Origin of the sequence: Amycolatopsis sp. MEPSY49, assembly GCF_051337345.1 — a bacterium.
Classification (GTDB): Bacteria; Actinomycetota; Actinomycetes; order Mycobacteriales; family Pseudonocardiaceae; genus Amycolatopsis.
This window is the reverse complement of record NZ_JBDLYJ010000001.1, coordinates 1052736-1073687: the sequence shown is the minus strand read 5'-3', so window position 1 is coordinate 1073687 and position 20952 is coordinate 1052736. Positions and strand designations below refer to the sequence as shown.

Annotated in this window: 23 protein-coding genes; 13 read left to right on the top strand and 10 right to left on the bottom strand. The window is 70.6% G+C overall.

From position 1 onward, the window contains the following. The first annotated feature begins 5 nt into the window (after nt 1-5). Nucleotides 6-1094: a HoxN/HupN/NixA family nickel/cobalt transporter gene (locus ABFJ78_RS05385; RefSeq protein ID WP_436385387.1), complete on the top strand. Its 1089-nt coding sequence runs from the start codon at nt 6-8 to the stop codon at nt 1092-1094. Here ABFJ78_RS05385 and ABFJ78_RS05380 read toward each other — a convergent pair. Then, nucleotides 1027-2103 carry an MFS transporter gene (locus tag ABFJ78_RS05380; RefSeq protein WP_436384566.1) on the bottom strand — a complete coding sequence of 359 codons (1077 nt, stop codon included), beginning with the start codon at nt 2101-2103 and terminating at the stop codon, nt 1027-1029. The genes ABFJ78_RS05385 and ABFJ78_RS05380 overlap by 68 nt on opposite strands. A gap of 162 nt (nt 2104-2265) precedes the next feature. Here ABFJ78_RS05380 and ABFJ78_RS05375 point away from each other — a divergent pair, with 162 nt between their 5' ends. Next, nucleotides 2266-2571 carry an ArsR/SmtB family transcription factor gene (locus ABFJ78_RS05375; protein WP_436384565.1) on the top strand — a complete coding sequence of 102 codons (306 nt, stop codon included), beginning with the start codon at nt 2266-2268 and terminating at the stop codon, nt 2569-2571. Here ABFJ78_RS05375 and ABFJ78_RS05370 read toward each other — a convergent pair. Together ABFJ78_RS05370 and ABFJ78_RS05365 are read right to left on the bottom strand one after the other, a co-directional pair. Then, nucleotides 2568-3290 carry an oxidoreductase gene (locus ABFJ78_RS05370; RefSeq protein WP_436384563.1) on the bottom strand — a complete coding sequence of 241 codons (723 nt, stop codon included), beginning with the start codon at nt 3288-3290 and terminating at the stop codon, nt 2568-2570. The two genes, ABFJ78_RS05375 and ABFJ78_RS05370, sit on opposite strands and share 4 nt — an antisense overlap. Beyond that, the gene (locus ABFJ78_RS05365) at nt 3283-3780 is read right to left on the bottom strand and encodes a phosphoribosyltransferase (RefSeq protein WP_436384562.1); all 498 of its coding nucleotides are present in this window, start codon (nt 3778-3780) and stop codon (nt 3283-3285) included. Before ABFJ78_RS05365 ends, ABFJ78_RS05370 begins: the two co-directional genes overlap by 8 nt. Before the next feature lie 112 nt (nt 3781-3892). On the opposite strand from ABFJ78_RS05365, the gene ABFJ78_RS05360 reads away from it, so the two are divergent. From ABFJ78_RS05360 to ABFJ78_RS05350, 3 genes are all read left to right on the top strand, one after another. Beyond that, entirely contained in the window at nt 3893-4495 is a 603-nt protein-coding gene (locus tag ABFJ78_RS05360; protein ID WP_436384561.1) for a GNAT family N-acetyltransferase, read from the top strand. 100 nt (nt 4496-4595) lie between these two features. Next, nucleotides 4596-6578 carry an acetate--CoA ligase gene (gene acs, locus ABFJ78_RS05355; RefSeq protein WP_436384560.1) on the top strand — a complete coding sequence of 661 codons (1983 nt, stop codon included), beginning with the start codon at nt 4596-4598 and terminating at the stop codon, nt 6576-6578. 143 nt (nt 6579-6721) lie between these two features. After that, a complete protein-coding gene (locus tag ABFJ78_RS05350; RefSeq protein WP_436384559.1) occupies nt 6722-7192 on the top strand; it encodes a DUF6319 family protein in 471 nt (156 codons plus the stop codon). Nucleotides 7193-7250: 58 nt separating this feature from the next. On the opposite strand, the gene ABFJ78_RS05345 is transcribed toward ABFJ78_RS05350, so the two are convergent. Beyond that, a complete protein-coding gene (locus ABFJ78_RS05345) occupies nt 7251-7604 on the bottom strand; it encodes a cupin domain-containing protein (RefSeq protein ID WP_436385386.1) in 354 nt (117 codons plus the stop codon). A gap of 118 nt (nt 7605-7722) precedes the next feature. Between ABFJ78_RS05345 and ABFJ78_RS05340 the strand changes: the two genes are divergently transcribed. Further along, nucleotides 7723-8439: a VIT1/CCC1 transporter family protein gene (locus ABFJ78_RS05340; RefSeq protein ID WP_436384558.1), complete on the top strand. Its 717-nt coding sequence runs from the start codon at nt 7723-7725 to the stop codon at nt 8437-8439. Between the two features lie 39 nt (nt 8440-8478). Here ABFJ78_RS05340 and ABFJ78_RS05335 read toward each other — a convergent pair whose 3' ends face one another. Beyond that, on the bottom strand, nt 8479-9936 hold the full coding sequence (locus ABFJ78_RS05335; RefSeq protein WP_436384556.1) for a peptide MFS transporter: 1458 nt from the start codon (nt 9934-9936) through the stop codon (nt 8479-8481). A 189-nt stretch (nt 9937-10125) separates the two neighbouring features. Between ABFJ78_RS05335 and nhaA the strand changes: the two genes are divergently transcribed. From nhaA to ABFJ78_RS05320, 3 genes are read left to right on the top strand one after another with little or no spacing between them, the layout of a single operon-like run. Next, nucleotides 10126-11313, top strand: a complete 1188-nt coding sequence (gene nhaA / locus ABFJ78_RS05330; RefSeq protein ID WP_436384554.1) for a Na+/H+ antiporter NhaA — start codon at nt 10126-10128, stop codon at nt 11311-11313. Nucleotides 11314-11355: 42 nt separating this feature from the next. Continuing rightward, a complete protein-coding gene (locus tag ABFJ78_RS05325) occupies nt 11356-11856 on the top strand; it encodes a phage holin family protein (protein WP_436384553.1) in 501 nt (166 codons plus the stop codon). A 4-nt stretch (nt 11857-11860) separates the two neighbouring features. Further along, on the top strand, nt 11861-12778 hold the full coding sequence (locus ABFJ78_RS05320) for an alpha/beta fold hydrolase (RefSeq protein ID WP_436384552.1): 918 nt from the start codon (nt 11861-11863) through the stop codon (nt 12776-12778). On the opposite strand, the gene ABFJ78_RS05315 is transcribed toward ABFJ78_RS05320, so the two are convergent. Beyond that, nucleotides 12758-13855, bottom strand: a complete 1098-nt coding sequence (locus tag ABFJ78_RS05315; RefSeq protein ID WP_436384551.1) for an FAD-dependent monooxygenase — start codon at nt 13853-13855, stop codon at nt 12758-12760. The genes ABFJ78_RS05320 and ABFJ78_RS05315 overlap by 21 nt on opposite strands. 110 nt (nt 13856-13965) lie before the next feature. Here ABFJ78_RS05315 and ABFJ78_RS05310 point away from each other — a divergent pair, with 110 nt between their 5' ends. After that, entirely contained in the window at nt 13966-14850 is an 885-nt protein-coding gene (locus ABFJ78_RS05310; protein WP_436384550.1) for a GntR family transcriptional regulator, read from the top strand. Here ABFJ78_RS05310 and ABFJ78_RS05305 read toward each other — a convergent pair. From ABFJ78_RS05305 to nth, 4 genes are read right to left on the bottom strand one after another with little or no spacing between them, the layout of a single operon-like run. Continuing rightward, complete coding sequence (locus ABFJ78_RS05305) at nt 14847-16031, bottom strand: MarP family serine protease (RefSeq protein ID WP_436384549.1); 1185 nt, start codon at nt 16029-16031, stop codon at nt 14847-14849. The genes ABFJ78_RS05310 and ABFJ78_RS05305 overlap by 4 nt on opposite strands. A gap of 4 nt (nt 16032-16035) precedes the next feature. After that, complete coding sequence (locus ABFJ78_RS05300) at nt 16036-16731, bottom strand: NUDIX hydrolase (RefSeq protein WP_436384547.1); 696 nt, start codon at nt 16729-16731, stop codon at nt 16036-16038. After that, nucleotides 16728-17327, bottom strand: a complete 600-nt coding sequence (locus ABFJ78_RS05295; RefSeq protein ID WP_436384546.1) for a TlpA family protein disulfide reductase — start codon at nt 17325-17327, stop codon at nt 16728-16730. Before ABFJ78_RS05295 ends, ABFJ78_RS05300 begins: the two co-directional genes overlap by 4 nt. Beyond that, entirely contained in the window at nt 17324-18007 is a 684-nt protein-coding gene (gene nth, locus ABFJ78_RS05290; RefSeq protein WP_436384545.1) for an endonuclease III, read from the bottom strand. Before nth ends, ABFJ78_RS05295 begins: the two co-directional genes overlap by 4 nt. A gap of 227 nt (nt 18008-18234) precedes the next feature. Here nth and ABFJ78_RS05285 point away from each other — a divergent pair, with 227 nt between their 5' ends. The 3 genes from ABFJ78_RS05285 to ABFJ78_RS05275 all read left to right on the top strand — a co-directional run bounded on the left by ABFJ78_RS05285 (nt 18235) and on the right by ABFJ78_RS05275 (nt 20945). Continuing rightward, entirely contained in the window at nt 18235-18486 is a 252-nt protein-coding gene (locus ABFJ78_RS05285) for a hypothetical protein (RefSeq protein ID WP_013230551.1), read from the top strand. Nucleotides 18487-18635: 149 nt separating this feature from the next. Then, nucleotides 18636-19310, top strand: a complete 675-nt coding sequence (locus ABFJ78_RS05280; RefSeq protein WP_003081747.1) for a Crp/Fnr family transcriptional regulator — start codon at nt 18636-18638, stop codon at nt 19308-19310. A 387-nt stretch (nt 19311-19697) separates the two neighbouring features. Further along, nucleotides 19698-20945 carry an MFS transporter gene (locus ABFJ78_RS05275; RefSeq protein WP_436384544.1) on the top strand — a complete coding sequence of 416 codons (1248 nt, stop codon included), beginning with the start codon at nt 19698-19700 and terminating at the stop codon, nt 20943-20945. Nucleotides 20946-20952 lie beyond the last annotated feature (7 nt).

The following is a 20952-nucleotide window of genomic DNA, read 5'->3' as shown; positions in this document are numbered from 1 at the left end:
TGGCGATGGTGGGGACGGACGACTCGCGGCGCGGGCTTTCGCGCCGCGAGTGGGTGTCGATCGGCGGGATGGCGGGGTTCGTCCTGCTCCTCAACGTCGTGGGCTGGGTGGTGCTGGCGGCCTTCGTCGCACCCCACCACTACGCGCTGGGCACGACGGGCGTGTTCGGGATCGGGCTGGGCGTCACGGCGTTCACGCTCGGCATGCGGCACGCGTTCGACGCCGACCACATCGCGGCGATCGACAACACGACCCGCAAGCTGATGGCCGACGGCCAGCGCCCGCTTTCGGTCGGGTTCTGGTTCTCGCTCGGGCACTCGACGATCGTGTTCGCGTTGTGCCTGCTGCTGTCGCTGGGTGTCCGCGCGCTGGCCGGGCAGGTCGAGGACGACTCCTCGGCGTTGCACAACGCGACGGGCCTCATCGGGACGTCGGTGTCCGGCGTGTTCCTGTACGTGATCGCGATCCTCAACCTCGTCGTGCTGGTCGGCATCCTGCGGGTCTTCCGGCGGATGCGCCACGGCGAGTTCGACGAAGCCGCGCTGGAGCACCAGCTGGACAACCGCGGCGTCATGAACCGGCTGCTGCGCGGCGCGACGAAGGCCGTGCGCAAGCCGTGGCACATCTACCCCGTCGGCCTGCTGTTCGGGCTGGGCTTCGACACCGCGACGGAGATCGGCCTGCTGGTGCTGGCCGCGGGCGCCGCGACGTTCGCCCTGCCCTGGTACGCGATCCTCGTGCTGCCGATCCTGTTCGCGGCCGGGATGAGCCTGTTCGACACCGTGGACGGCTGCTTCATGAACTTCGCCTACGGCTGGGCGTTCGCGAAGCCGGTGCGCAAGATCTTCTACAACATCACGGTGACCGCGCTTTCGGTCGCGGTGGCGCTGGTGATCGGGACCATCGAGCTGGTGTCGATCCTCGCCGAGAAGCTGGACATCACGTCGGGACCGCTGGCCGCGATCGCTTCGGTGAACCTGGACTACGTCGGGTTCGGGATCGTGGGGCTGTTCGTGCTGACGTGGGTCATCGCGCTGGCCGTGTGGCGGTTCGGGCGGATCGAAGAGAAGTGGTCGGCGAAGCTGTCCGGTTGACGCACAGCGCGAGCGCCGCGACGGCGGCGAGCGCCCCGGCGGGACCGACCCACCCCGGCCCCGCGGCGGCGAGGACGATCCCGCCGAGCGCCGGGCCGAGCGCGCCGCCGACGTAGATCGCCGAGCCGTTGACGCCCAGCGCGACGGTCGGGACGTCCGGCGCGATCGTGAAGAGCCGGTGCTGCTGCGGCACCATCAGCATCCCGCCGAAGACGCCGGCGAACACCGCGAACAGCAGCGCGCCAGGCAGGGACCGCACCGCGAGGTCCACGACGGCGAGCACGACCGCGGTGCCGGCCAGGGAAAGCGCGCGGACCCGCGCCGGGCCGAGGCGGTCGGTCGCGTGGCCGGTGACCGTCGTCCCGGCGAGCTGGCCGAGCCCGAACCCGACGAGCACCCACGACAGCACGGCGCCGCTCGCGACCGGGGCGACCAGCACCGGCAGGTAGCCGAACACGGTGAAGCCGGCGAGCGTGCCGAGGACCGTGATGAGCAGGACGCGGGCGACCGCCGGCCGCACGACGACCGCGAGCCGCTCCCGCAGGCCCGCCGCGGGCACGCGAACCTCGGGGATGACCGGGATCAGCGCCGCGACGACGACCGCGACGACCCCGATCGCCCACATCACCGCGCGCCAGCCGAACCACTGCCCCGCGAGCACGCCGATCGGGACGCCGAGCACCATCGAGACGCTCATGCCGGCGGCGACCGTGGACAGCGCCCGGCCCCGCCGCTCGTCGGAAGACAGGGCGCCCGCGAGGACGTAGGCGTCGGACTGGAACGCGGCCGCGCCCACCGCGGCGAGCAGCCGCGCCAGGGCGACCACGGTGAGCTGCTGGGCCGCGGCGGCGAGCGAGGTGCCAGGCGCCTGCTCGGATGGTAGCGCCGGCCCAGCCGATCGGCGGTTGTCCCCAGGCGCTCGCAGATGTGGACAACCGAGCTGCCATCGAGGCGTTTCGGCGGTTTTGTCGGCCGCTGCCGATAGACTGGACTCGGGGACGCCCCCCAAGGGAAGGGCGGGGGCTGCTGGTGTGGGCTGGCTGCCGGGGCTTGACAGCTGGGGCTTCCGGGCGTGCGATCCAGACGATCGCGAGCCATCGAGCCCAGTCGGGATCGGCGGCCTGCGGCCGCGCAGACCGGCCGTTGTCGAAACGATCCGAATGTGGCCGCGGTGGCCAGGACGCTGCCCCAGCCGGCAGTCGAGGCGATCGACATCGTGACGGTGCTGCAGGCCCTCGCCGATCCGGTGCGCCTGGAGATCGTCCGCGAGCTGTCACAGGAGACCGAGCCGCGCAGCTGCGCGCTCGAGGAGTACGACCTCGACATCACCGCCGCGACGCTGTCGCACCACTGGCGCGTGCTGCGCGAAGCGGGCTTGACCACGACGACCGTCGAAGGCCGCCGGCGATGGATCGTGCTGCGCCGCGAAGATTTGCAGAAGCGGTTTCCGGGACTGCTGAACGCTGTCCTGGCTTAAGAAGCCGCGTCCGAGATGCTCTTTGCTTCCCGCGCACCGGCTTCGAACGCTTCGCAGCAGAAGAGCAGCCACGCGCGGACGCCCTCGGGCTCCCCGCTCGCAAAGCCTTCCGCTGCTTCGAGATAGCGCGGGACCCGGCGGAAGAACGCGACTTCGGGAACGCTCAACGCCTTCGGGTCCAAGCCGGTCGCGATCATCGTCAGCCGGGCGGCCGCGCGGGCCACGACGCCGTCCGCGCTGCCGAACGGCTTGAGCGCCAGCAGTTCCCCGTGCACCACGGCCGTCAGGACCGGGCCCGGCACCGACGTCGCGCCCGTGACGAGCTGGGCCAGCAGCTCGAGCCGGCCGCCACCGGAATGCGGGCGCCCCAACGCGTCCAGGTCGTCGACGAGGTCGGCCGCGGCGAGAACGTGCAAGCGCGCCAAGGCTTGCAGAGGCGCGCGGCGCCACGTCGGGAGCAACGTTTCGAGGGTCTCCGCGACGCGCAGGGCGCCGGCCAGGACCGGGTCGGCGACCGCGCCGTCGGCGGGCAGCTCGGGGTTCGCGCCTTCGATGCCGGCGGACGCGCGGGCCGCGCGGACCGACGCCTCGGCCGCGGTCGCCGCGCCGCCGCGGAGGTTGGCCGGGAGGCGGTGGACCGCGAACACCGCGTCCTGGGCGGACTTCGCCGCCGCCGCGACGCCTTCGAGGCCGAGGAGGGGCTTGAGCGGATCAGGCATCGAGGACCTGGCCTTCGCGGGAGACCACGGGCGGCAGCACCGACCACGGGAAGTTGATCCAGCGGTCGGTGTGCCGCCAGACGTACTCGCACTTCACCGTCGAGTGCGGCTTTTCGTAGACGACCGCCGAGCGCACCTCGGCGACGTGCTCGAGGCAGAAGTCGCGGACCAGCTTGAGCGTCGCGCCGGTGTCGGCGACGTCGTCGGCGATCAGCACCTTCTTGCTCGTCAGGTCGACGACGTTGGGCACCGGCGGCAGCATCACCGGCAGGTCGAGGCGCTGGTCGACGCCGGTGTAGAACTCGACGTTCATCACGTGCAGGTTCTTCACGTCGAGCGCGTAGCCGAGCGCGCCGGCCACGAACAGCCCGCCGCGGGCGATGGACAGGATGAGGTCCGGCACGAAGCCGTCGTCGGCGATGGTGTGAGCCAGTTCACGGCTCGCCGTGCCGAACAGCTCCCAGCTCAGCTCTTCCCGCTCTTCGCCCATCGATCTCGCCCTTCGTCGTGGTCAGCCGAGCATAGGCAACCTCGAAGTGGCCTTTGACAATGCTCGAAAATTGGCTATCACAGGAAGCCAATGCTCCGCTTACGGTGATCAAGTGAGCGACTGGAGCACCCAACCGACCCTGTCCGGCGAACACGTGCGCCTGGAGCCGCTGACGCCCGAGCACGCCAAGGGCCTGCTCGAGGCGGGCGCCGATCCGGGCATCTGGGCGTGGCTGAGCATCCGGCAGCCGGGGGATCTTCCCGAAGCCGAGCGGATGGTCGAGCAGGCACTCGCCGACTCCGACCGGCGGGCGTTCGCGCAGATCGACGTCGCCTCCGGCCGCGTCGCCGGGACGACGTCGTACTACCAGGTCGTCGAGCAGCACCGGATCCTGTCGATCGGGCACACGTGGATCGGCGCGGACTGGCAGCGGACCGCGCTGAACACCGAAGCGAAGCTGCTCCTCCTCCAGCACGCGTTCGAAACCCTTGGCGCGCAACGGGTCGCGTGGGAGACCGACATCCGCAACCTGCGTTCGCAACGCGCCATCGAACGGCTTGGCGCGCTTCGCGAAGGAGTGCAGCGAGCGCACCGGATCCGGCCGGACGGCTCGTCCCGCGACACCGTCCTTTATTCGATGCTGGCGCCGGAGTGGCCGGCCGCGAAGGCCCGGCTGAACGAACGCTTAGTCACCGGGGCTCGCCTGGCGAGGTGAACCGGCCGGGCAACGTGGGTGCAACCTTTTACAAGGCGGACTAACGTCGCTAGCGTGCCGCTAGCCGTCATGTCGGCGCACTACAGGAGGCCTTGCAACCATGACCGAGCAGTCCCCAGCCCTGGACAACCTGCTCACCGAGAGCCGCACGTTCCCGCCCAGTGACGAATTCGCTGGCCAGGCGAACGCGAAGGCCGATCTCTACGCCGAAGCGGACGCCGATCGCGAAGCGTTCTGGGCGAAGCAGGCGGAGCGGCTGACGTGGGACACGAAGTGGACCACGGTACTGGACTGGACCAATGCGCCCTTCGCGAAGTGGTTCGTCGGCGGCAAGCTGAACGTCGCGTACAACTGCGTCGACCGGCACGTCGAGTCCGGGCACGGCGACCAGGTCGCGATCCACTGGGTCGGCGAGCCGGGTGACACGCGGGACATCACCTACGCCGAGCTGAAGACCGAGGTTTCCAAGGCCGCCAACGCACTCGCGTCCCTCGGCGTCACCGCCGGCGACGTCGTGGCGATCCAGCTGCAGATGGTCCCCGAGGCCATCTTCGCGATGCTCGCGTGCGCCCGGATCGGCGCGCTGCACAACGTCGTCTTCGGCGGCTTCTCCCCGACCGCGCTGCGGGCCCGCGTCGACGACGCCGCCGCGAAGATCGTGATCACCTCCGACGGCCAGTTCCGCCGCGGCAAGGCCGCGCCGATGAAGGCCAATGTCGACGAAGCGCTCGAAGGCGCCGAAACCGTCGAGAAGGTCATCGTCGTGAAGCGCACGGGCGACAAGCTCGAGGGCGACGTCCCGTGGACCGACGGCCGCGACCTGTGGTGGCACGAGCTCGTCGACGGACAGTCCGAAGAGCACACTCCCGAAGCGTTCGACAGCGAGCACCCGCTGTTCATCCTCTACACGTCCGGGACGACCGGGAAGCCGAAGGGCATTCTCCACACGTCGGGCGGCTACCTGACGCAGACGGCGTACACGCACCACAACGTCTTCGACCACAAGGCAGGCGAAGACGTCTACTGGTGCACCGCGGACATCGGCTGGATCACCGGCCACAGCTACATCGTCTACGGCCCGCTCGCCAACCGCGTCACGCAGGTCGTCTACGAAGGCACGCCGAACACCCCGCACGAGGGGCGGCACTGGGAGATCATCCAGAAGTACAAGGTCTCCCTCTACTACACGGCGCCGACGCTGATCCGCACGTTCATGAAGTGGGGCGCGGAGATCCCGGAGAAGTACGACCTGTCGTCGCTGCGGGTGCTGGGCTCGGTCGGCGAGCCGATCAACCCCGAGGCGTGGATCTGGTACCGCGAGAACATCGGCGCGGGCCGGACCCCGATCGTCGACACGTGGTGGCAGACCGAGACCGGCGCGATCATGATCTCGCCGCTGCCGGGCGTCACGTCGACCAAGCCGGGTTCGGCGCAGAAGGCGCTGCCGGGCATCTCCGCGAAGGTCGTCGACGACACCGGTACGGAGGTCGGGCACGGCGGCGGCGGGTACCTGGTGCTCGACAAGCCGTGGCCGTCGATGCTGCGCGGGGTCTGGGGCGACGAAGAGCGCTTCAAGGACACGTACTGGTCGCGGTTCAAGGACCAGGGCTTCTACTTCGCCGGCGACGGCGCGAAGTACGACAACGACGGTGACGTCTGGCTGCTGGGCCGCGTCGACGACGTGATGAACGTGTCCGGCCACCGCATTTCGACGACCGAGGTCGAGTCGGCGCTGGTCTCGCACCCGACGGTGGCCGAGGCCGCGGTCGTGGGCGCGACCGACCCGACGACCGGCCAGGGCATCGTCGCGTTCGTGATCCTGCGCGGCAACGCGGTCGACGGCGGCGAGGAGGCCATCCAGGCGCTGCGCAACCACGTCGCCAAGGAGATCGGGCCGATCGCGAAGCCGCGGCAGATCATGGTCGTGCCGGAGCTGCCGAAGACGCGCTCGGGCAAGATCATGCGCCGGCTGCTGCGCGACGTCGCGGAGAACCGGCAGGTCGGCGACGTGACCACGCTGGCCGACTCGTCGGTGATGGACCTGATTTCGTCGGGCCTGAAGTCGGGCAAGTCCGAGGAGTGAGCTAGCGTTCTCACTGACAGAGCCCTTCCGGCTTCGCGCCGGGAGGGCTCTGTCATGACCCCCCGAGTGGCACGGCTCGAACGCATGTTCTACGCTGTGCCGCGAACCACACCCCCTTCCCCGGGCAAGGAGACGACACGACGATGACCGTGGATGTCCTGACGCACGACGAGGAAACGGCTTCGGCCCCGGCTTCCGCACCGGAGGCTCCCGCCGCCGAGGCCGCTGTCGCCGAGTCCGCGTCCCCCTCTCCGGAAGGCTCGCCCGAGCCGGCCGCCGAGGAAGAGGCCCCCAAGCCCAAGCGCGGCCGCCCGAAGGGTGCGACGGCGTCGACGGCGAAGAAGACCCGCACGGTCGAGCTGATCCTCACGGTCACCGGCACCGCCGACGGCGAGTGGCAGGCCGAGCTGAAGAACGGTTCGAAGTGGGTCGCGAAGGGTCTGGAGATCCCCGCGGCGGCGGTGTCGCGCGCGGCCAAGGAGCTGCACGCGGACCTGTCCGGCCCGATCGACGAGGTGATCAACCAGGCCCGCGAGGCGCAGGCGGCGAAGGTCGCGGCGCTCGAGGCCGAGCTCGAGAAGGCCAAGCAGGCCCTCGCCGAGCTGGACGCCTGAGGCTTCACTCCAGGAAGCGCCCGGTTCCGCCTTGAGCGGGGCCGGGCGTTTCCGCTTTTCAGGCGATCGGCGGCCGGCCGGGCAGGGGTGACTTGAACTCCACCCACATCGAGTCCGTCAGCGCCTCCACATGGTGGGCCACCCCGCGTGGGTGGACCACCGAATCGCCGGGCTCAAGGACGGCCTCCACCCCGTCCACCGCGCCGCGCAGGCGGCCCGACAGCACGTAGACGATCGAGTCGTGGTCGTGCGCGTGCGTCGGTGATGCCACCCCCGCCGGGTAGTGGATCAAATACGCCAACCCGCTCGACGCCGTCTCCAGCAGCCGGAAGCGGCCCTCGCCGCCGTGCAGCGGGAGGCCCTCCACCGTCCGCAGCGGCTGCCACACCTGCTCCTCCATACCCGACATCATGACCCATCGCGGCTGAGAGTCCACACAGGACGGCTTAGGTAAGGCACGCATCAATTAGGCGTACCTGACAAAAAGAACAAGTCTCGCCACGATTCCGCATTCGTGTTTCACTTGTCGGGTGACCGATATTGCCGTGGAGCACGCCCACGAACCGCACCAGGGCGTCGGCGGGAAGCTGAACTGGCTGCGGGCCGGGGTTCTCGGGGCCAACGACGGGATTGTGTCCGTGGCCGGCATCGTCGTCGGGGTCGCCGGCGCGACCACCGAAAGCACCACGATCCTCACCGCCGGAATCGCCGGGCTCGTCGCCGGCGCCTTTTCCATGGCCGGCGGGGAATACGTCTCCGTGAGCACCCAGCGCGACACCGAACAGGCCTTGCTCCGGCTGGAAAAGCAGGAGCTCAAGACGATGCCGGAGGCCGAGGAGCGCGAGCTCGCCGGGATCTACGAAGACAAGGGGCTCTCGCCGGACCTCGCCAGCCGCGTCGCGCGGGAACTGACCGAAAAGGACGCCCTGCAGGCGCACGCCGAGGCCGAGCTCGGCATCGACCCGGACAACCTGACCAGCCCGTGGCAGGCGGCGTGGGCGTCGCTGCTCGCGTTCTCCGTCGGCGCGCTGCTGCCGATCCTGTCCATCGCCTGGGCCGGCGTCTCCCTGCGGGTGTGGGCATGCGCGGCCGCGGTCGTCGTCGGCCTGACGCTGACCGGGTACATCAGCGCCAGGCTCGGCGACGCGAACGTGGGGCGCGCGATCCTCCGCAACGTCGGCGTCGGCGCGCTCACCATGCTCGTAACCTACTTCGTCGGGGTGATCTTCGGGGTCACCGTGGGCTAGCCAGCCCGAGGCACTCTTTCCCGCCGAGGGCGCATCAGCTCAGTGGACGCCCTTCATCAGCTTGCGGATGAACGGGATGCCCAGGAACAGCAGCACGCCGACACCGATCGCGACCCCGCCGACCGTGCTGAAGTACGGCGCTTCGTCGTCCACCGTGTAGTACTCGGCGAGCTTGCCCGACATCGCCGTGCCGAACGAAATCGACAGGAAGTTCAGCGCCACCATCTGCGTCCGGAACGCCTCCGGCGCGAGCTTCGTCGACAGCGACAGCCCGACCGGCGAGAGACACAGCTCGGCGATCGTGAAGACGAACAGGATGCCGACCATCGCGAGCATCGGGCTCGCGTTCTTGCCGCTGCCCACCATCGGCAGGAACAGCAGGAACGCCGCGCCCATCAGCACGGTGCCGAGGACGAACTTCATCGGCGTCGACGGCTGGCGCTCGCCGAGCTTCGTCCACAGCGCCGCCAGGATCGGGGCGAAGACGATGATGAACACCGGGTTGATCGAGTTCACCCAGGACACCGGCATCTCCCAGCCGAACAGGTTCCGGTTCAGCCGCTGGTCGGTGTAGGCCGCGACGACCGTGAACTGCTGCTGGTACAGCGAGAAGAACACCGCGCTGGCGATGAACATCGGGATGAACGAGAACACCCGGCTCCGCTCGACGCCGGTGATCTTGCCGCTCGTCAGGATGACGAGGAAGTAGATCACCGAGATCACGCCGACCACCCACACGACGACGTCGGCGAGGTTGCCCGGGTTGACGACGCCGGTGACCACGAGCACGACGATCGCGGCGACCAGCACGACGGCGCCGCCGACCGCGAGCGCGCGCCGCGACGACGGCAGCGGGTTCGGGATCTCCCTGGCCTTGTCGCCGAGGTTCTTGCGGCCCAGCGTGTACTGGATCAGGCCGAGCGCCATGCCGATCGCGGCGAGGCCGAACCCGAGGTGGAAGCCGACCTCGGTCTGCGCCAGCCCGGTCAGCAGCGGGCCGACGAAGCCACCGAGGTTGACGCCCATGTAGAAGATCGTGAAGCCGGCGTCGCGCCGCTCGTCGCCGTCGGCGTAGAGCGTGCCGACGATCGCCGTCGCGTTGGACTTCAGCCCGCCGCTGCCGACCGCGACGCACACGAGGCCGACGCCGATGCCCGCCAGGCCCGGCAGCAGCGCCAGGCTGATGTGGCCGATCATGATCAGCACGGCGCTGTAGAACAACGTCCGTTCCGAGCCGAGCAGCCGGTCGGCCACCCACGCGCCGACGACGGCGGAGAGGTACACGAGGCCGCCGTACGCGCCGACGATGCCGAGCGCCGACTCCTGCGCCAGGCCCAGACCGCCCTGGTCGACCTTGTAGTAGAGGTAGATCGGCAGGATGCCGAGCATCCCGTAGTAGGAGAAGCGCTCCCACATCTCGACGCCGAAGAGGTTCGCCAGCCCTCGTGGGTGCCCGAAGAACCTCGTGTCCTGCTGGACCTCGGTAGAGGTGCTCACAACTGTCGTCATCCTTTGTCTCGGACTTCGTTGTCGCTTGGCATGCTATGAGCCCACCTGGTGACCCACCACCGACACCCCGTGTGGCGGCGGCCATAACGATCCGTGACAAAAAGTACTAAAATAACGTCAAGGTGCGCCGGGAAGTCTGGTCGGCAACAGTGATCAGCGACCCCGGGAGCCGCCCCGATGACCCGCCCGTTCAGCGAATTCGCCCGCTACCTGCGCACCGAGACGACCGGCGGGCTCATCCTGCTCGGCGCGACCGCGGTCGCCCTGGTCTGGGCCAACTCCCCGCTGCGCGACAGCTACCACGCGCTGCGCGACTTCCGGCTCGGCCCGGAGTTCCTGCACCTGGACCTGACGCTCGGCGACTGGGCGAAGGACGGCCTCCTCGCCCTGTTCTTCTTCGTCGCCGGCCTCGAGCTCAAGCGCGAGCTCGTCATCGGCGAGCTGTCCCGGTTCAAGCAGGCGATCCTGCCGGTCGTGGCCGCGGTCGGCGGCATGGTCGTGCCCGCGCTCGTCGCGCTTTCGGTCGGCTGGGGAACGCCGGGCATCGAACGGGCCTGGGCGATCCCGGTCGCCACGGACATCGCGTTCGCGCTCGGCGTGCTCGCGCTCACCGCGTCGAACCTGCCTTCGAGCGCGCGGGTCTTCCTGCTGTCGCTGGCCGTGGTGGACGACCTCGGCGCGATCATCGTCATCGCCGTCGTCTTCACGACCGGCTTCGACCTGGTCGCGGTGGCCGTGGCGGTGGCCGCGCTCGCGTTGTACGCCTTCCTGCAGCACCGCCGGGTCCGCACGCCGTGGCTCTACGTGCCGCTCGCGCTGGTCGTCTGGGTCGCCGTGCACTCGGCGGGCATCCACGCGACGATCGCCGGCGTCGCGCTCGGCCTGCTCACCCGCGTCCGGCCCGACGCAGGCGAGGCCGAGGCACCCGCGTTGCGGCTCGAACACCGGCTCCAGCCCTGGTCGGCGGCCGGCGCCGTGCCGGTGTTCGCGCTGTTCGCGGCCGGGGTCTCGGTCAGCGGCGACGCGCTCGGCGCGGTGTTCACGACGGCGTTGCCGCTCGCGGTGCTCGCCGGGCTGCTGATCGGCAAGGTCATCGGGATCCTCGGCGCGAGCGTGCTCGCCGTGAAGCTGCGCCTGGCGGAAAAGCCGCGCGGGATGGGCTGGCGGGACCTGGCCGCGTTGTCCGTGCTCGGCGGGGTCGGGTTCACGGTCAGCCTGCTGATCGCGGAGCTGGCGTTGCCCGAGGGGACGAGCGAGCTGACCAAGGCGGCGGTGTTGATCGCGTCGGCGACGGCGTCCCTCCTGGCGGCGGCCTTGCTACTCCGCCGTAGCAAGGTCCACGCAAGAATCTCCGACACACTGTGACGCCGCCGCGCCCGGTTTCCGGACACATGGCACGATGACCCGGTGAGCAGCCCCAAGCACGAACGCACCGGCCCCGACGGCGTGGGGGCCGTGCCTTACCTCCCGCTGTCCTCCGACACCGACGTCCCCGGCGACCAGTCGATCGGCAGGCTCGTCGGCGACGCGACCCAGCACATCTCGACCCTGGTCCGGGCGGAGATGGAACTGGCGAAGTCCGAGCTGGTCGGCGAGGTGAAGAAGGGCCTCAAGGGGGCCATCTACTTCCTGATCGCGCTGACAGTCCTGCTGTACAGCTCGTTCTTCTTCTTTTTCTTCCTGTCCGAAGGCCTCGCGGACTGGTTCCGGCCGCTGCACCGCTGGGGCGCGTTCGGCATCGTGTTCGTCCTGATGCTGCTGGTCGTGGGCGCGACCGCGTTCCTGGGCTACCGCAAGGTGAAGAAGTTCAAGGCGCCCGAGCGGACGATCGCCAGCGTCAAGGAGACGGCCGCCGCGCTCAAGCCGCACAAGGCGCCCGACGCCGACCTGACCACCACGCGCGACTGAGTCGTTGCACCCGTCCCCCGACCCGTCGAGCGTCCGGCTCGACGGCCCGTGGGCGCACCGCGACGTGTCCGCGAACGGCATCCGGCTGCACGTCGCCGAGCTCGGCGAGGGGCCCCTCGTGGTGCTGCTGCACGGGTTCGCCGAGTTCTGGTGGACCTGGCACCACCAGCTGCGCGCGCTCGCCGACGCCGGGTTCCGCGCGGTCGCCGTCGACCTGCGCGGCTACGGCGACTCGGACAAGCCGCCGCGCGGCTACGACGCGTGGACGCTCGCCGGAGACGTCGGCGGCCTGATCAAGTCGCTCGGGGCGCGCCGCGCCCACCTCGTCGGGCACGCGTGGGGCGGCCTGCTCGCCTGGACCGTCGCGTCGCTGCACCCCCGGCTCGTCGCGTCGGTGACGGCGATCGGTGCCGCCCACCCCCTCGCGCTGCGCTCGTCGGTCCGCCCGTGGCGCGGTCAGGGCCGCGCGGCCGGGCACCTCTTCCGCTTCCAGGTGCCGATGACGCCGGAGAAGTGGCTCGTGAAGAACGACGCCCAGGCCGTCGCGGACCTGTTCGGCGCCTGGGCCGGGAGCCGCTGGCGGTCCACTTCGGACTTCGACGGCAGCGTCGGGGCTTTCCGGCAGGCGATGCTCGTCCCCGGCGTCGCGCACAGCGCGCTCGAGTACTACCGCTGGGCGTTCCGCGCGCAGTTCCGCGGTGAGGGCCGCCGGTTCACCGAAGCCGTGGGCGGGCGGATCGCGGCGCCGACCCTGCAGCTGCACGGTGCCGACGACACCTGCATCCTCCCCGAGACGGCGACGGCGTCCGTGCGCTGGGCGGGCCCGCACGCCGAGCCGGAGCTCTGGCCGGGCGTCGGGCACTTCCCCCACCTCGAGGCGCCGGACCGCACCTCGGCGGCGCTAGTGGACTTCCTCAAGTGAGATGGCGTTCTTCGCCCGCTCGGTCGACTCCTCCGACGGGCCGCCCGTCGGGTTCTCCGTGGCGAGCGCCTGGTTGAGCGCCACGAACGGCCGCATCCGCCATTCGTAAGCCGCGAAGGCGGTTTCGTGGTCCGCGCGGCCCAGTTCCTGGGCGAGGACGTACGCGCCGACGAGCGCGAGGCTCGTTCCCTGGCCGGACAACGCGGACGCGCAGTAGCCGGCGTCCCCGACGAGCACCACGCGGCCGGCCGACCAGCGGTCCAGGTGGATCTGGGCCATCGCGTCGAAGTAGAACACCTCCGCGTCCGCCATGGCCTTCAGCAGCTTCGGCACCTCCCAGCCGACGCCGCCGAGCCGCTCGGCGATCAGCCGCTTCTGCTCCGGGACGGCCATCCGCGGCAGCGGTTCCGAGCCGAAGCCCAGCGTCACGCGCAGTTCGGTGTTGTCGCGCACCGGGTAGATCGCCCCGCCGGTCTCCTCGTGCCGGAACCAGACCTGCCAGTCCTCGAGGCCCAGGAAGTTGGCCGTGGGGAAGATCGCCAGGTACTGGCCGAGGTGGCGGACGAACTCCGCCTCCGGCCCGAAGGCCAGCCGCCGCACCGCCGAGTGCAGGCCGTCCGCGCCGACGACCAGGTCGAACGTCCGGAAGCCGGCGTGCTCGAACTCCACGCGCACGCCGTGCGGTTCCTCGGTCAGCGCCGTGATCGCGTCGCCGAAGACGTACTCCACGTCGGTCACCTCGTGCAGGATCGCGACGACGTCGTCGCGCAGGAGCTCGAAGTCGTCGCTGTCGAGCCGTCCGCTGCTGTAGGTGAACTCCTCGGACCGGAACAGCTCCTGGCCCTGACCGTCCACCATGGACATTCCCCGCATCCGGGTGCGCAGCGCGCGCAGCCGGTCGCCGAGGCCCATCCGGTCGACGACGTCGAGCGCCACCCCGCGCAGGTCGATCGCCTGGCCGCCGGTGCGCGGGCCGGGCGCGCGCTCCACCACCGTCACGGCGAAGCCCTGGCGCGCCAGGAACCAGGCGAGGGTCCCGCCGGCCACGCCGGCTCCCGAGATCAGAACGTTCCGCATCTTGTCCTCCAGAGTCGTACACTTCCTGCGTTCACCTTGGAGTCGACACAGCTGGAAGCCAACTTCTGTGCTAGCACAGATGAGGTTCTGTACTAGAACAGGAGACCGCCGTGAAGTACCTGGCCATCGCCGAGGAGCTGCGTGGCCGGATCGACCGCGGTGAACTCGCCCCCGGCGCGCGGGTGCCTTCGACGCGACGGCTCGCGACCGAGCACGGCGTCGCGATGGCGACCGCGGCCAAGGCGCTGGCCCTGCTGGGCCAGGAAGGCCTGGTGCACGCCGAGCCGCGGTCCGGCACGGTCGTCGCGAGCCGGAACCACCGCGGCGGCGGCCGGCGCGGGCTGACCCGCGAGCAGCTCGTGCGGACCGCGATCGCGATCGCCGACGCCGAGGGCCTCGGCGCGGTGTCGATGCGGGGCGTCGCGGCCCGCCTCGGCGTCGCGGCGATGGCGCCGTACCGGTACGTGCGGGGCAAGGACGAGCTGGTGCTGCTGATGGCCGACGCCGCGTTCGGCGAGCGCGGCTACCCGGCGAAGCCGACCGGGGACTGGCGCGAACGGCTGACGCTCGGCGGCCGCACGCTCTGGTCGCTCTTCAAGCGCCACCCCTGGCTGGCGCAGCTCGGGCCGATCACGCGCCCGCTGCCGCTGCGCAACCTCGCCGTCCACGGCGAATGGGCGCTCTCCGCGCTGGCCGAGCTGGACGTCGACGCCGCGACGCTGTGCGACCTGCACGTCCTGTTCTTCAGCCACGTCCAGGGCATGGCGGTCCACCTGGAACGCGAGCAAAGCGCGCTGGCGTCGTCCGGGCTGACCGAAGAGGACTGGATGGACCACCAGGGCCCCGCGGTGGCGGCGATGACGGCCGGGCACCCGACGTTCGCCCGGATGCTCGCCGACCTGACCGAGACCGGCTACGACCTCGTCCTGGACGACATCGTCGAGTCGGGCATGCGCGCACTGCTGGACGGCCTCGCGCTGCGGTTCGGGCGTTAGGCCGCGCAGGAGCCGGTGGAGACGTTCGTCGTCTGCGACGGCGCCGCGTCGACCTCGGCCCGCACCTGCTCGGCGGTGAGCGTGAAGCCGGTTTCCGGGTCCTCGACCGCCGCGCCGAACACGACGCCGATGACCCGGCCGTCCGGCGTCACCATCGGGCCGCCCGAGTTGCCGCTGCGGATCTCGGCGCGAACCGTGAAGACGTCCCGCTGCACGGTGTTGGCGTCGTAGATGTCCGGGCCGCGCAGGTTGATCCGGCCGCGCACCCGGGCCGGCGTCGCGCGGTACGGGCCGTCGAGCGGGTAGCCGAGCACGATCGCGCTGTCGCCCGCCCTGGCCGTCTCCGGCGCGAACTGCAGGGCCGGGGCGCGCAGCCGCGGCACGGCGAGCACCGCGATGTCGACCTCCGGGTCGAAGTAGACGACGCGGGCCGGGTAGTCGCCCTGGGTCGTCTCGATCCCGACGGTGTCGGTGCCGGCCACGACGTGCGCGTTCGTCATCACCCGCTGCGGCGCGATCACGAACCCGCTGCCTTCCAGCGACCGCGAGCACGAGCTCGCGCTGCCGCGGATCTTGACGATGCTGCCGTGCAGCTGCTGGACGGTTTCGCTGCTCTGCAGCGCCGGGTCCGGCGGCGACGTGTCGGCCGTCGGGGCCTTCTGGAACGGGTCGACGATGGACGGGAACCCGGAGGCGTCGAGCAGCTTGCGCAGCTGGCTCGGGAAGCCCTGCGCGGCTTCCGGCATGGCGTCGTTGACCTTGCCGAGCACCACCGAGCCGTTGATCGCCTTGGCGAGCCCCGGCACGCCGGACACGGTGGTCAGCGGCGTCGCGATCAGCCACGCCACCACGAAGACGACGAGGGCCTGCACGATCGCGCCGAGCGTCTTGTCGATGCCGGAGAGCTTGTCCGGGTTGATCTTCTGGCGGAGCTTGCGGCCGACGTAGACGCCGATCGCCTCGCCGAAGGCGACCAGGAACACGACGGTCGCGACCGCGAAGGCGACTTTCCAGACCGGGTCGTCGAAGAAGGCGACGACGACCGGCGCGAGCTTGATCCCGGCGAGCGCGCCGAGCACGACGCCGACGAGCGAGGGCAGCGCGACGATGACGCCCTGGTACGCACCGGACACCGCCGCCAGCACGGCCAGCAGCAGGACCAGCACATCGACCCAGTTCACCGCGTCACCCCTCAGCCAGCCGCGCCTGATAAGCGGCGAGCGCCTCGTCGAGGTCCCGGACGTCGCCCGAGTCCCATTCGCGCTCCCAGCCTCCCAGGCCGAGCAGGACGGACAGCAACCCGGCGGTGAAACCCCAGACGAACAGGCCGGAGACCTCGAACGCCGGGCCCTTCCACGGCGCGCCGGCCTTCTGGACCATGAACCGGTTGGCCGGGTCGGCCAGGTCGGCGAGCGCGACGCGGGCGACGGACGCCGTCTCGCCGGGGTCGACGGCGTGCACCGGCGACGGGGTGTCCCAGTGCGCCAGCACCGGCGTCACGGCGAACTTCGAGACCGGGACGAACAGCTCCGGCAGCACCGCGACCGGCCGGACGCCGGCCGGGACGACCCCGGTCTCCTCCTCGGCCTCGCGCAGCGCGGTGCCGATCGGGCCGCCGTCGCCGTCCTCGGCGCCGCCGCCCGGGAAGGCGACCTGGCCCGCGTGCGAGCCCAGGGTGTCGGCGCGGCGCTGCAGCAGGACGTCGGGCTCGCCGTCGGCCTCGCGTTCGCCGAAGAGGATGAGCACCGCGGCGGCGCGCGTGTAGGTGCCCTCGGGCGGGCTGAACCGGGTGAACGTCTTCGCATCGACCTCGCCGCTGACCTTGACCAGCGGCCGGAGCCACTCGGGGACGGACTCCGGCTCGACCAGCGGTCCGATCATGAAGTCCCTCCCACTGCCGCGCGCACCTGGTCAGTGTTCCCGAAGGTCGGTGGGTTCGCGATGAACCGCACTTCGCCGGCCGCGGTGACGAGGTAGGAGACCGGGAGCCGCGGCGGCACCTTCAGCGCGGTCCGGATCGGCCCGCTCTGCCCGTCGCCGTCGTAGACCGACGGCAGGTGCACGCCCAGCTTGGCGAGCAGTTCCAGCCCGTCCTTCGCGGGGCTCTGCACCTGGACGCCGAGCACGCGGACGGCACCCGGCTGCTTCGCGTACTCCTGGAGCACGGGCAGCTCGGTCCGGCACGGCTCGCACCACGACGCCCACACGTTGACCAGCACCGGAGCCCCGGCGAGGGCCTTGCCGACGTCGACGCTCGCGCCGTCGCCGAGGCAGTCCGCCTTGACGCCTTCGAGCTGCTTCACCGGCTGCTTCGTGCTGGGAGCCGGGCACGGCTGGAGCGCCGCCGCGGACCGGGCCGGACCCAGGTCTTCGGACGGCTTCGCGGCGCTGTCGTCACCCCCGCGGGGCAGCAGTGCGACGATGAGCGCCACCGCCAGCACGGCGGCGGCGAGCGCCCATTTGGTGACGGTCGTCACCGGGGCGCCGCCATGGCCAGAATGTGGTCCTTTTCGACCCCTTTGACCAGCTTCGCCGCTTCCTCGAAGCCGATCGGGCCGGTGCCGTACGACGGGCAGTCCCTGGCCAGCGGACAGGCACCGCAGGCGGGCTTCTTGGCGTGGCAGACGCGCCGGCCGTGGAAGATCACCCGGTGCGAGAGCATCGTCCACTCCTTGCGGGGGATCAGCTCGCCGACCGCGTGCTCGACCTTGACCGGGTCGTCCTCGGCCGTCCAGCCCCAGCGGCGGACCAGCCGGCCGAAGTGGGTGTCGACGGTGATGCCCGGGACGTCGAAGGCGTTCCCGAGCACGACGTTGGCCGTCTTGCGGCCGACGCCCGGCAGCGTGACGAGGTCCTCGAGCTTGCCCGGCACCTCGCCGCCGAAGCGCTCGACCAGCGCCGCGCCCAGGCCCATGACGGAGTTCGCCTTGGCCCGGTAGAAGCCGGTGCTGCGGAGGTACTCCTCCAGCTCGGCGCGGTCGGCGCCCGCGTAGTCGGCGGCGGTGCGGTACCGCTTGAACAGGGCGGGCGTGACGAGGTTCACCCGCACGTCGGTGGTCTGCGCGGACAGCACGACCGCGACCAGCAGTTCCAGTGGAGTGGTGAAGTCGAGCTCGCAGTGGGCGTCCGGATACACGTCGTCCAAGCAACGCTTCATCCGCCTGGCGCGTCTCACCAGAGCTAACCGGCTTTCACCAGCGCCCTCACGGGGGGCGTTCGTGGTGGCAGGTGGCACCCCGATAGCCTACGGGCGCCGTCGGACGAGCCGGTCAGTGCACCGGTGGACGACCGACACGCCAGAGCACCACCTCGGCGCAGTTTTCCGGCCGCCATGAGCGAGGATCTGGAGTAGATGCTTTTCACTGAGTGTTTCGGGGTCCGGTCATGACTGTCTGGTTCGTCATCCTGGTCCCCCTGGTGATCATGTTCTTCGCGCTGTTCATGGAGCGCGTGGAAAGCCGGCTCAAGCACGTCGCGGTGCAGGAGAACGAGGTCGAAGAGTTCCTCGAGCAGGCGCAACCCAACGAAGTCAGGGCGCTCTACGGGCACGGCATCGGCCGCGCGCTGGAGCTGTTCCGGCTGCGTAGGCTGGGCGGACGGGCAGCCAGGCTACGCGCGCGTCGCGTGCGGAGTTAGGCTCCACGTTCGAACGAGATCATCCGGTGGGCGCGCGCGTCCGACGGGCGATCTCGGGAGTACGCCCTAGACTGACGCGCAAGTGATCGGCGTCACGCTCTTCCACACACGGGAGGGCGTGAACGTTTCTCGACGAGGAGGCACCCGAGGTGGACGAAACCCTGGCCCGTGCGGGCATTTTCCAGGGTGTGGAGCCGGCAGCGGCGGAGGCGCTGGCCCAGACCTTGGAATCCGTGGAGTTCCCCCGCGGCCATGTCATCTTCAACGAGGGCGAGCCCGGCGACAAGCTGTACATCATCCAGTCCGGCAAGGTGAAGATCGGCCGCAAGTCCCCGGACGGCCGCGAGAACCTGCTGGGCATCTTCGGCCCGTCCGACATGTTCGGCGAGCTGTCCATCTTCGACCCCGGCCCCCGGACGTCGAGCGCGACCACGGTCACCGAGGTCCGCGCGGTCACCATGGACCGCCCGGCCCTGCGGCAGTGGATCTCGACCCGCCCGGAGATCGCCGAGCAGCTGCTGCGCGTGGTCGCGCGCCGCCTGCGCCGGACGAACAACATGGTCGCGGAACTGATCTTCACCGACGTCCCGGGCCGCGTGGCGCGGGCGCTGCTGCAGCTCGCGCAGCGGTTCGGCAGCCAGGAGGCGGGCCTGCTGCGGGTCACGCACGACCTGACGCAGGAAGAGATCGCCCAGTACGTGGGCGCGTCCCGCGAGACCGTCAACAAGGCTTTGGCTGACTTCGCCCACCGCGGGTGGCTGCGGCTCGAAGGCAAGAGCGTGCTGATCCTGGACCCGGAGCGCTTGGCTCGCCGGGCTCGCTGAGTTCTCACGTCGAAGGCTCCCTCACCCTTTCGGGGAGGGGGCCTTCTGCGTTGCGTACCCAAAACAAAGAGCCGGGCGCCACCCCCGACGTGGCGCACCGGCTCTTCGTTTGTCGCGCGGACCATCCCCCGACGATCCGCGCTCCCCGCCCTCCGGGATCAGGCCCCGACCCAAGTGCCGGAGGGAGCTGGGTTCTGTGCTGTTGTTCAACCATCACGGCCCATACCCACGAATTCAAGGCCATTCACTCTCAAGGACGCCGTCCCGGCCGTTTCGTTGCACGAGTTCACGGAGAATATCGTGACTGTTACCCGATCGAGACCCGGTGACGCACGCGACCCGTAAATAACTGGTACCCACGTACCACTCTGCGGCATACTGGTACGCGTGTCCCACTCTGAAGGTCGTACGTCTCTGGCCGACTACCGCGGCGCGCTGACGACCCGCGCCGCCCGGTGGCCCGCCGTCGCGTCCGTGCTCGCGCGCCTGCCGATCGCCATGATCGGCATCTCGGCCCTGCTCTACGTCCAGCGCGAGACCGGGTCCTTCGCCGCCGCCGGGCTCGTCTCGGCCGGCTCGCTCGTCGGCGTCTCGGTGGGCGCGGTGATCCAGGGCAGGCTGATCGACCGGTTCGGCCCGACGCGGCCGCTGCTCATCGTCTCGGCGCTCCTCGCGCTGTCCATGACCGCCCTGGTCACGGCCATCGAGTCGCACGCATCGACGACGGTGCTGGTGGCGTTCGCCGCGGCGACCGGCCTGTCGGAGCCGATGGTCGGCTCGGCCTCGCGAGCACTGTGGACGCGGCTGCTGCCCCCGGGTGGCGCGCGCAACGCGGCGTTCTCGTACGAGGCGATCAGCATGGAGGTGTTCTTCATCCTCGGTCCCGGCGTGGCCGGGCTGCTGGTCCTGGCCCCGTGGGCGGGCACGGGTCTGGTGCTGGGCGTCGCGCTGCAGTTCACCGGCGCGGTGCTGTTCGCGCTGAGCCCGGCCGTGCGGGCGTGGGGTCCTGCGGAATCTTCGTCCGGCTCGCTGCTGGGCGCGCTGGCCAGCCCGGGCATGCGGACGCTGGCGCTGGCCGCGCTCGGGTTCGGCATGGTGATCGGGTTCGTCGAGGTGGCGGTCCCGGCATCGGCGACCGAAGCCGGCGCTCCTTCGTTCGGTGGGCTCCTGCTTTCGGCGTGGTCGCTGAGCTCGGTGGCGTTCGGCGTGGCGTACAGCCTGCGACCGTGGCCGCGCCGGATGGGCCTCCGGCTGCCGGCGCTGCTCGGCGGCTTCGGCGCGTTGGTGGCGCTGCTCGCGTGGCCGTCGTCGCTGTGGGGTCTGGCGCTGATGATGCTGCTGGCAGGCGCGTTGATCACGCCCCAGTCGACGGCGCACTCGTCGGCGATCGAGCTGGTCGCGCCGTCCGGGACGGCGGCGGAGGCGTTCGGCTGGGTGCTGACGGCGGTGACGTTGGGATTGGCGGCCGGCCAGTCGGTCAGCGGGTACGTCGTGGAGCACGCCGGCCCTTCGGCGGCGTTCCTGACGGCCAGTGTGGCCGGGCTGGTGCTCGCGCTGCTGGTTTGGCTGCTGCGGGGGACGGTCCGGGCGCCCGCTTCGGCCGCCGCTGCTCGGCAGCTGGCCGGCGTCAGCTAGGCATTAT

Coding starts and splice junctions, on each gene's coding strand:
- ABFJ78_RS05370 (WP_436384563.1), bottom strand. CDS start 3,290: ATGCCTGATCCGCTCAAGCCCCTCCTCGGCCTCGAAGGCGTCGCGGCG.
- nhaA (WP_436384554.1), top strand. CDS start 10,126: ATGACCCGCCCGTTCAGCGAATTCGCCCGCTACCTGCGCACCGAGACG.
- ABFJ78_RS05285 (WP_013230551.1), top strand. CDS start 18,235: ATGACTGTCTGGTTCGTCATCCTGGTCCCCCTGGTGATCATGTTCTTC.
- nth (WP_436384545.1), bottom strand. CDS start 18,007: ATGAAGCGTTGCTTGGACGACGTGTATCCGGACGCCCACTGCGAGCTC.
- ABFJ78_RS05300 (WP_436384547.1), bottom strand. CDS start 16,731: ATGATCGGACCGCTGGTCGAGCCGGAGTCCGTCCCCGAGTGGCTCCGG.
- ABFJ78_RS05350 (WP_436384559.1), top strand. CDS start 6,722: ATGACCGTGGATGTCCTGACGCACGACGAGGAAACGGCTTCGGCCCCG.
- acs (WP_436384560.1), top strand. CDS start 4,596: ATGACCGAGCAGTCCCCAGCCCTGGACAACCTGCTCACCGAGAGCCGC.
- ABFJ78_RS05315 (WP_436384551.1), bottom strand. CDS start 13,855: ATGCGGAACGTTCTGATCTCGGGAGCCGGCGTGGCCGGCGGGACCCTC.
- ABFJ78_RS05345 (WP_436385386.1), bottom strand. CDS start 7,604: ATGATGTCGGGTATGGAGGAGCAGGTGTGGCAGCCGCTGCGGACGGTG.
- ABFJ78_RS05365 (WP_436384562.1), bottom strand. CDS start 3,780: ATGGGCGAAGAGCGGGAAGAGCTGAGCTGGGAGCTGTTCGGCACGGCG.
- ABFJ78_RS05385 (WP_436385387.1), top strand. CDS start 6: ATGGTGGGGACGGACGACTCGCGGCGCGGGCTTTCGCGCCGCGAGTGG.